Below are 7,478 nucleotides of genomic sequence, written 5' to 3'. Positions count from 1 at the left end.
GCACCACCCCGTCAGTAGCTGAACAGGAGGGACAGCTGATAGAAACAGAAGCCACTGGAGCACCTCAAAAACACCATCATACACTAAATCAGTAAGTTGGCAGCATCACCGCCGCAATAAACGTCACGCCCAGGCCAATTAAATCAATAAAGTTACCTGAAGCAAAATACGGGGCAATAAACGCCAGCATGACGCACCCCGGCGATGAACGCAGTACCGCCATAGCACCCGGCGTCAGCGTACGATTTCGTAAAATGAGCCACGCAGAAATGCGGGTTAAATAGGTGGTTGCCGCCATCAACACGATGGCAAACAGCGTTTGCTGATCCGGCATTATTTATCCCCCCACAGCCAGGCCACCGCTAACCCGGCCAGCGGCCCGGCGATAACGTACCAGACGCCGGGTATAAAGTGATACACCGCCACGGCCACCAGCAAACTGGTCAGCCACGGCAGCGCTTTGCGAACTCCGCGCCACATACCCCGGACCAGCACCAGAAATACCGCCGGGAACGCCATATCAAAACCATAACGGTGAACATCGCCCAGCACCGGTCCCGCCAGTGCGCCAAGGGCAGTGAAACCCACCCACATGACATAAAACGACAGCGATGCCCCCAGATAATAAGGCAGACTAAAACTGAGCATTCCACGACCAGCTCGCTTTTGCGCATCGCTGTAACTCAATGCCCAACTCTCGTCAGTCATCAAAAACAACGCCGGGAGCACCTTACGTTTCGGGAAACGCGCCAGCAGTGGCACCAGCGTCGCCCCCATCAAAATATGTCGGCTATTCACCAGAAAGGTCACGGCCATAATTAATAAAATATGCGGCGGATTGGTCCAGATTTGTATTGCCGCAAACTCAGAGCCACCGGCAAAATTAAGCCCGGTCATTAGCGGCACTTCAAAATGACTTAATCCTTTATGGCTCGCCTGTGCGCCAAGCACCAGCGCAAATGGAATAACGCCAAGTAATACCGGCAGCCCTTCTTTAATCCCACGACGAAATTCAGCGCCCACGGAATCACTTTGCGCAGACGTGTCTGGTCCGTCCGCAATAACGGAAATATCTTTTATGCTCATATTGAATGCCTGTTTCGGATGCTGCTTTAGCTGGCATTAGCATAGAGTGCGTGACACTATTAGTAAACATATATAGTGTCACATTACACTTAGGTGATCAGATGCGCGAACGCTCCCCCTGGCAGCCACGGCTTGCCGAACAGACAACATCCCCCACCGAACGGCTGGTACTGGCTTTATCGGAAGATATTCTTTCCGGCCTACTGCCCTACGGCGCACGCTTACCGGCGCATCGGGATCTCGCGGATACCCTGAGTATTGGCCTTGGCACGGTGACCAAAGCCTACGGGATACTCGAAAAACGTGGCCTGGTCCGCAGCGTTAAGGGCAGCGGAATGTTTGTCGCGCTGGCAAACGCGCGTAGCGCAGAAGTTATCGACCTTTCGCAGAACACGCCGCCTGCCGCCCTGACGGCGCGCTCACTCGGCGCGACGCTCACCGCCATCGCACGTCGGCCGGATATGGATATGTTTAACTTTTATGCCCCTCCCGCTGGTCATGATGAGCACCGACGACTGCTGGCGCGCTGGTTTACCCAGCTTGGCGTTGAGGCCAATGCTGAACAGCTCATTATCACCAGCGGCGCGCAGCATGCGCTGTCGGTGGCGCTCTCCACCGTTTGCAAGCCGTTCAGTACGCTGTACGTTGAGGCGCAGACCTATTCCGGACTGATTCAACTTTCGCGACTGCTCAATCTGACGCTGGTCGGCATCCCAATGGATGATGACGGTATGGATGTGAAAGCGTTGGAAGCAGCGCTCGACGCCCGCGGTGAACACAACGCGGCGGTGTATGTGACCCCGCTGCTGCAAAGCCCTTCAACGCGGGTGATGAGTCTGACGCGTCGTCATGAACTGGTGCGCATTTGCCGGGAACGGAAGCTGTTTATCATTGAAGATGATGTTTATCGGCTGACCCGCAATATCGACATACCGCAAATCACCCGTTTGGCACCGGAAATCACCCTGTATGTAAATAGCCTGTCGAAGATCCTTAATCCAGCGCTTCGAATTGGCGGGCTTCTGCTGCCCAAGGCGCTCTACGCACAGGGAGAATCGATGCTCAGAACAACGGCTATCATGGTTTCACCGCTGAGCTGTGCCATTATGGAGCAGTGGCTGCTGGACGGCACTGCCGAAACCGTCACCCTCGCCATTGAGCAAGAAACCGCACGGCGGTACGCCCTAGCACGCGATATTCTGGGCGAAGACCTGTACCACTCAGGGCTGCCCAGCTTCCACCTCTGGCTGCCACTACCCCGGGAAAACGTACACCCTTTCTACGAGGCAGCGCTTGCCGCCGGTATTAAAGTGACGTCGCCCGCCTCAACGGAGGTGACACCGTTCGCCGATCAGGCGGGAATTCGATTGTGTATTGGCGGGCCGGATATGGAAAAGCTGACTCAGGCGCTGTTGATAATTAAGCGGATTATCACCCAGCTTAAACGACCTGCGATGCTGAATTATCCGGTCTGAGCACGCTTAGGGCGAATATCAAAACCTCGGCGCCATACCATACTTCGGCGATTTGATATTGGCTGCCCATACCTTGATATTATTCTGCAACAACAAGGTGAAATCAGACTCGAGGTGATTCACCATCTCATTGATTTGCTGTGAATCGTTAAGGGCGTAATGTTCGATCCGATCCTTGCCAACCGGCACGCAGCTGTATTTGGCTGGAATATCTTTGCCATTAACATTGAACGTTTTAGCACCACCCGCGCATGGCCCCTCAGCCAGGTAAGACACCACCATATTGGCTCCGATTCGACCTGGTTGGGCGATACTTAGCATGACGGGAAACCCCTCTGAGGTCTGTGTCATGTCATAAAGAATGGCATTTCGTAAGTACCAGGTGTTGTATTCCCGTTCCTGCTGTTCTGAATATGCAAGAGAAGGAAGAAAAAGCAGCGCAATGATCGTAACAGCGTGAATTTTCATAAAACGTTGCCTTTATGGGTTATCATACGCATTATTCAGATCAGGATAAAAACAACAACATATTAAGATTATTCCTACTATTTTTGGCTGTCATCTTTTGGCTTTAATTTTAAAACAGGTCCTTCTGGATATACCGCACTAGAGAACGCGATCGCTGCACTACGCGAAAAAATGCTGAAAATAACCTCACATCCCCCCAAGCGATTGTAAAAGCATCTATTTTTCAACACTTTTAACTGGTTACCGGCATGTTGTATAATGGTTTGCACTTTAACTAAAAAATGAGTGCGATCATGATTGATACCAACCTGCCTTTAACCGATGTCCACCGCCACCTTGACGGTAATATCCGTGCCCAGACCATCCTCGATCTCGGCCGCCAGTACAATCTCGCGCTCCCCGCTACTACGCTTGAAACCCTGCTGCCCCACGTACAGGTGACCAGCAATGAACCCGATCTGGTGAGCTTCCTGAGCAAGCTTGACTGGGGCGTGAAGGTTCTGGCTTCTCTGGACGCCGTCCGCCGCGTCGCCTATGAAAACATTGAAGATGCGGCCCGTAACGGCCTGCACTACGTTGAGCTGCGCTTTTCTCCGCGCTACATGGCGATGACCCACCAACTACCGGTCGACGGCGTGGTTGAAGCGGTAATCGCAGGCGTTAAAGAAGGCTGCAAAACCTTTAACGTTGAAGCGCGTCTTATCGGCATTATGAGCCGTACCTTTGGCGAAGCGGCCTGTGAAGAAGAACTCAATGCCCTGCTGGCCCACCGTGACGGTATTACCGCGCTCGACCTGGCTGGTGATGAACTGGGCTTCCCGGGACATCTGTTCCTGAACCACTTTACCCGTGCGCGCGATGCAGGCTGGCGTATCACCGTTCACGCGGGCGAAGCCGCAGGCCCGGAAAGCATCTGGCAGGCCATTCGCGACCTCGGCGCTGAGCGTATCGGTCACGGCGTGAAGGCCATTCTGGATCCGGCACTGATGGATTTCCTCGCGGAAAAACGTATCGGCATTGAATCCTGCCTGACCTCCAACATCCAGACCAGCACCGTGCCATCGCTGGCACAACATCCGCTGAAAACGTTCCTTGAACACGGCGTGCTGGCAAGCATCAATACCGATGATCCGGCAGTTCAGGGGATTGATATTCAGCACGAGTACCACACTGCCGCCCCAGCAGCAGGCTTAAGCCCGGCACAAATTCGTCAGGCGCAGATCAATGGTCTGGAAATGGCGTTCCTTTCCGCTGCCGAAAAACAGGCGCTTACCGCCCGCGTTAAACAGGCATAAAAAAATCCCGGCAGGTACGCCTGCCGGGATTCCTCAATACCTTGGCGATTACACTAACGTCAGCGCCGCACGGTGTTTCGCAGATTCCATCCCCAGCTCAATCAGTTCCATAATCTGGATCGCCTGACCGGCCGGTACCGGATTCTCACCGATGCCGTTCAGCGCATCGCGGATTGCCGCGTAGTACGCTGGGTAGTTGCCCGGTTGCGTCAACAGCGTCGTTTCCACCCGCGTTTCACCGTCCACCGTTGTTAACACGCCGTCACGCATATCGTAGCCCCAGTCGGCCTGCGGTAGACGTTCCCCGCTTTTCAGGCGATCTTCCTGCGGGTCGAGGCCAAACTTCACATAGCTTGCCTCGGAACCGTGAATGATATAGCGCGCCGTTTCCGCCGCCGCCAGAAGCGTGCCGTGCAGCACAACGCGGCGCTGCGGATAGGTTAACACCGCATGGAAGTAGTCTGTGGACTGCGCGCCGGGGCGCAGCTGACCGAGATCAACATACATACTCTGCGGTAAACCAAACAGGGTGACGACCTGATCCAGCAGATGCGGGCCTAAGTCATACCATATACCGCTGCCCAGCCCAGCCTGCTCGCGCCAGCGGGCGCGTACCTGCGGACGATAGCGGTCAAAATGTGATTCAAAGTGAGCGATATCGCCAAGCTTGCCTTCGTTGATCAACGCTTTCACCGTCAGGAAGTCGCTATCCCAGCGGCGGTTATGGAACACCGACAGCAGTTTGCCCTGCTGTTTAGCCAGCGTATCCAGTTCACGCGCCTGTGACAGTGTCACGGTGAATGGTTTATCCACCACCACGTTTTTACCCGCTTCCAGCGCCGCTTTCGCTAACGGGAAGTGGGTATCGTTTGGCGTCGGGATAACGATCAGGTCGATATCAGGATTGGTAAATAGCGCCGTCGGGTCGGAGACGACCTGCACCGCTGGCCAATCTGCATGAACTTTACTGGCATCGCTACTGGAGACGACGGCAAGCGCCATACCCGGCGTGCCGCTGATGAGCGGCGCGTGAAATGTCTTACTGGCATAGCCATAACCCACTAATCCCACACGGATTTGGTCACTCATATGTCGCCTCACTTCTCTATTTGGTGTGCTTTGAACTGATTTTGTAATCGATTTCTTTATTTGAACTCATCTGAAGCGTTCATACAACAGTTTAATAACATTATGGTCCATTGCCCCGTCAATTGGTGAAATAACCACCAACTGTCGAAACGATTCGGCTGAAAACTTGCGTTGTGACGCAGGCACGCTAAGATCTTGCCCTGGCTCTCTTTTATCAATGGACTGTAAGTAAAATTTCATGACTTCCGTAATGACGCGTATTGTTGAATTAATTGGTTGGATTATTCTGGGTTTTTCCGTTCTGCTTCTGTTTGTCGCGCATCACATCGATAACTACCAGCCGCCGGAGCCCGCTACCGCAACGCTGCAAAAAAATGTCCCGCCGTCATCGTAAAAGAGTGATTCAGATCTCATCAATGGAACCGGTTTCAGAAACCGATTGCTCCACTTAAAAGCACTCCTTACACTCGTGTTATCACACAGGTAAGGAGTGTTATATGTCTGCTTTTCCCCCAAATTTTCTCTGGGGAGCTGCCACGGCAGCGTACCAGGTTGAAGGTGCACATAATGAAGACGGTAAAGGCCCGTCTATCTGGGATATTTTCTCCCACCAGCCAGGGACAACCTATCAGGGTACAAACGGCGACGTTGCCGTCGATCACTACCATCGCGTAAAAGAAGACGTCCAGTTAATGGCGGAAATGGGGCTGCAAAGCTACCGTTTCTCTATCTCATGGCCCCGCCTGCTGCCGAACGGCCGCGGCGAGATCAACGAAGCTGGGGTGAAGTTTTACAGCGATCTGATTGATGACCTGTTAGCACATAATATTGAACCCATGATTACCCTCTATCATTGGGATCTCCCACAGGCGCTTCAGGACGAAGGCGGCTGGGAAGCCCGCTCCACGGCGGAAGCTTTCGAAGAGTATGCGCGCCTGTGCTATGCCCGTTTTGGTTCCCGCGTGAAGAAATGGGCCACCTTTAACGAAACCATCGTCTTTATTGGTCACGGTTACATTACCGGTAGCCATCCCCCTTCCGTGCGTAACCCGGCACGCGCTATTCAGGCCTGTCACCACGTCTTTATTGCCCATGCCATGGCGGTTAAAGCGTTTCGTGGGATGCAAATCAACGGTGAAATTGGCTTCGTCAACGTGCTGCAACCCCACTCTGCGCTGACCGATAGCCCAGAAGACCAAGCCGCTACCGATCTGGCGGACGCTATCCATACCCACTGGTTCTACGATCCGGTGCTGAAAGGCCGCTATCCTGATGAACTGCTGGCACAATCTCAGGCGCTGTGGGGCGTACCGCGCTTTGCGCCGGGAGACGATGAACTGCTGCGCAAAAACCGCTGCGATTTTATCGGCCTGAACTACTATCGTCGTGAAACCGTTTCCGCGACGCCGCCGAAAGAAAAAGTCAGCGGTGAACAAGGCGTTGAAGGGCTGTTCTATTTCGTCCGTAATCCGGAAAGCGTCTACACCGAATGGGGCTGGGAGATTTGGCCTCAGGGGTTAACCGACGGCATCATGATGATCAAAGAGCGTTACGGTGATATTCCTATCTATATTACCGAAAACGGCCTGGGTGCCGTTGACCCTATCGTCGATGGTGAAGTGGTGGATACACCGCGTATCGATTTCCTACGCGTTCATATTGATGCTCTGGAAAAAGCCATTGCGCTTGGTGCTGACGTCCGTGGTTATTATCCGTGGTCGTTTATCGATCTGCTAAGTTGGCTGAATGGTTACAAAAAACAGTACGGTTTTGTTTATGTCGACCATAAGCAAAATCTGATGCGCAAGCGTAAAAAAAGCTTCTTCTGGTATAAAGATGTAATTGCCAGTCGCGGCGAGAATCGTTAATTTCACTTTGTCAGGGCGTGCCAAGCGCCCTGACTGCCTAAAAAATCACATTTTTTGTATCGAAATCAATAAGCACATTTTCTGGGTAATGACTCCAACTTATTGATAGTGTTTTATGTTCAGATAATGCCCGATGACTTTGTCATGCAGCTCCACCGATTTTGAGAACGACAGCGACTTCCGTCCCAGCCGTGCCA

At 53.1% G+C, this 7,478-nt stretch carries 10 protein-coding genes; 4 read left to right on the top strand and 6 right to left on the bottom strand.

Going from position 1 to position 7,478, the window contains the following annotated elements; genetic code table 11:
* The 3 genes from FHC49_RS24825 to FHC49_RS23030 form a co-directional block, all read right to left on the bottom strand.
* Window positions 1–55 (bottom strand): IS1 family transposase (locus FHC49_RS24825; RefSeq protein ID WP_129692851.1); only part of this gene is annotated, 55 nt, incomplete at its 3' end.
* 33 nt (window positions 56–88) lie between these two features.
* Window positions 89–334 carry an AzlD family protein gene (locus FHC49_RS23035; RefSeq protein WP_220440940.1) on the bottom strand — a complete coding sequence of 82 codons (246 nt, stop codon included), beginning with the start codon at window positions 332–334 and terminating at the stop codon, window positions 89–91.
* The gene (locus FHC49_RS23030) at window positions 334–1,086 is read right to left on the bottom strand and encodes an AzlC family ABC transporter permease (RefSeq protein ID WP_220440939.1); all 753 of its coding nucleotides are present in this window, start codon (window positions 1,084–1,086) and stop codon (window positions 334–336) included. The genes FHC49_RS23035 and FHC49_RS23030 overlap by 1 nt, the downstream gene beginning before the upstream one ends.
* 101 nt (window positions 1,087–1,187) lie before the next feature.
* On the opposite strand from FHC49_RS23030, the gene FHC49_RS23025 reads away from it, so the two are divergent.
* Window positions 1,188–2,561 carry a PLP-dependent aminotransferase family protein gene (locus tag FHC49_RS23025; RefSeq protein ID WP_220440938.1) on the top strand — a complete coding sequence of 458 codons (1,374 nt, stop codon included), beginning with the start codon at window positions 1,188–1,190 and terminating at the stop codon, window positions 2,559–2,561.
* An 18-nt stretch (window positions 2,562–2,579) separates the two neighbouring features.
* On the opposite strand, the gene FHC49_RS23020 is transcribed toward FHC49_RS23025, so the two are convergent.
* Complete coding sequence (locus FHC49_RS23020; protein ID WP_185666181.1) at window positions 2,580–3,029, bottom strand: hypothetical protein; 450 nt, start codon at window positions 3,027–3,029, stop codon at window positions 2,580–2,582.
* A gap of 293 nt (window positions 3,030–3,322) precedes the next feature.
* Here FHC49_RS23020 and add point away from each other — a divergent pair, with 293 nt between their 5' ends.
* Window positions 3,323–4,324: an adenosine deaminase gene (add, locus tag FHC49_RS23015; RefSeq protein ID WP_185666180.1), complete on the top strand. Its 1,002-nt coding sequence runs from the start codon at window positions 3,323–3,325 to the stop codon at window positions 4,322–4,324.
* 48 nt (window positions 4,325–4,372) lie between these two features.
* Here the strand turns inward: add and FHC49_RS23010 are convergent, their stop codons facing one another.
* On the bottom strand, window positions 4,373–5,413 hold the full coding sequence (locus FHC49_RS23010; protein ID WP_185666179.1) for an oxidoreductase: 1,041 nt from the start codon (window positions 5,411–5,413) through the stop codon (window positions 4,373–4,375).
* Between the two features lie 238 nt (window positions 5,414–5,651).
* On the opposite strand from FHC49_RS23010, the gene blr reads away from it, so the two are divergent.
* Both blr and FHC49_RS23000 read left to right on the top strand, forming a co-directional pair.
* On the top strand, window positions 5,652–5,807 hold the full coding sequence (blr, locus tag FHC49_RS23005) for a division septum protein Blr (protein ID WP_185666178.1): 156 nt from the start codon (window positions 5,652–5,654) through the stop codon (window positions 5,805–5,807).
* Between the two features lie 103 nt (window positions 5,808–5,910).
* Entirely contained in the window at window positions 5,911–7,281 is a 1,371-nt protein-coding gene (locus tag FHC49_RS23000; RefSeq protein WP_185666177.1) for a GH1 family beta-glucosidase, read from the top strand.
* A gap of 99 nt (window positions 7,282–7,380) precedes the next feature.
* Here the strand turns inward: FHC49_RS23000 and FHC49_RS22995 are convergent.
* Window positions 7,381–7,478: IS1 family transposase (locus tag FHC49_RS22995; protein WP_000851394.1), on the bottom strand; the 98-nt coding region annotated here is incomplete at its 5' end.

The organism is Kluyvera sp. EC_51 (assembly GCF_019584505.1).
Classification (GTDB): Bacteria; Pseudomonadota; Gammaproteobacteria; order Enterobacterales; family Enterobacteriaceae; genus Kluyvera; species Kluyvera sichuanensis.
This window is presented reverse-complemented; position numbering and strand designations above follow the sequence as displayed.

Bases quoted from the DNA above. Each gene is read 5' to 3' on its own strand.
- FHC49_RS23035 (WP_220440940.1), bottom strand. From the start codon at position 334: ATGCCGGATCAGCAAACGCTGTTTGCCATCGTGTTGATGGCGGCAACC.
- FHC49_RS23030 (WP_220440939.1), bottom strand. From the start codon at position 1,086: ATGAGCATAAAAGATATTTCCGTTATTGCGGACGGACCAGACACGTCT.
- FHC49_RS23025 (WP_220440938.1), top strand. From the start codon at position 1,188: ATGCGCGAACGCTCCCCCTGGCAGCCACGGCTTGCCGAACAGACAACA.
- FHC49_RS23020 (WP_185666181.1), bottom strand. From the start codon at position 3,029: ATGAAAATTCACGCTGTTACGATCATTGCGCTGCTTTTTCTTCCTTCT.
- add (WP_185666180.1), top strand. From the start codon at position 3,323: ATGATTGATACCAACCTGCCTTTAACCGATGTCCACCGCCACCTTGAC.
- FHC49_RS23010 (WP_185666179.1), bottom strand. From the start codon at position 5,413: ATGAGTGACCAAATCCGTGTGGGATTAGTGGGTTATGGCTATGCCAGT.
- blr (WP_185666178.1), top strand. From the start codon at position 5,652: ATGACTTCCGTAATGACGCGTATTGTTGAATTAATTGGTTGGATTATT.
- FHC49_RS23000 (WP_185666177.1), top strand. From the start codon at position 5,911: ATGTCTGCTTTTCCCCCAAATTTTCTCTGGGGAGCTGCCACGGCAGCG.